Below are 654 nucleotides of genomic sequence, written 5' to 3'. Positions count from 1 at the left end.
CCCCCGTCGCTCACCGCGTTGGGGGGAAGGTTCACATGGCTCAATTCTCAATGGAAATTATGCGCCTAACCGGCTCAGTTCTGCGTGGAAACCAACAGTCTCCATCGTAACGCTTTGAAACCGCATCGAGAAGGCGGTCCCAGACGCCGGCCTTGCGCCAGCGGGAGAACCGATTGTAGAGCGTCGTCCGTGGACCGTAACGTTCCGGCACGTCACGCCAGGAAGAGCCGGTTCTAAAACGCCAAAGGATGCCGTTAATCACCCGCCGGTCATCAACGCGTTCGACACCACGGCTGTTGTTCGGCAGAAGAGGTGAGATGATCGCCCACTCTTCGTCGCTCAATTCGTGACGGCGCATAGCAATCTCCTTTCAAGGACATTGAATCACCATCACGCCTCAAGCGGAACCCCGTTTGTGGGGACGCGTCCTAACACGCGTAGTCGAAGATCATTGCTCAGTGCTCGTCCCATCATCCACCTTTTTCGCTGTGGATGTTGAATCAGCTTCCGCTCGCCCCGTCACTTCACAATCGATCCATCGATCACAGGATCTGCTCTAGAGCACGTCCATTGAACGCGGAATCGCATTGAGGATTCCCCTGGCTGCGGAATTCTGATTCTATCGCCCCGACTGGTGATTTGGTCGGAGGCAAT

The 654-nt window shown here is 56.0% G+C and carries 1 pseudogene; it reads right to left on the bottom strand.

The annotated features are described in order from the left end of the window. Positions 1-97 precede the first annotated feature (97 nt). Positions 98-364: pseudogene (locus ACQZ5K_RS27060) on the bottom strand (IS5 family transposase); the annotation flags it as partial. Positions 365-654 lie beyond the last annotated feature (290 nt).

This window comes from Agrobacterium sp. 22-226-1, from assembly GCF_053522345.1.
This window is presented reverse-complemented; position numbering and strand designations above follow the sequence as displayed.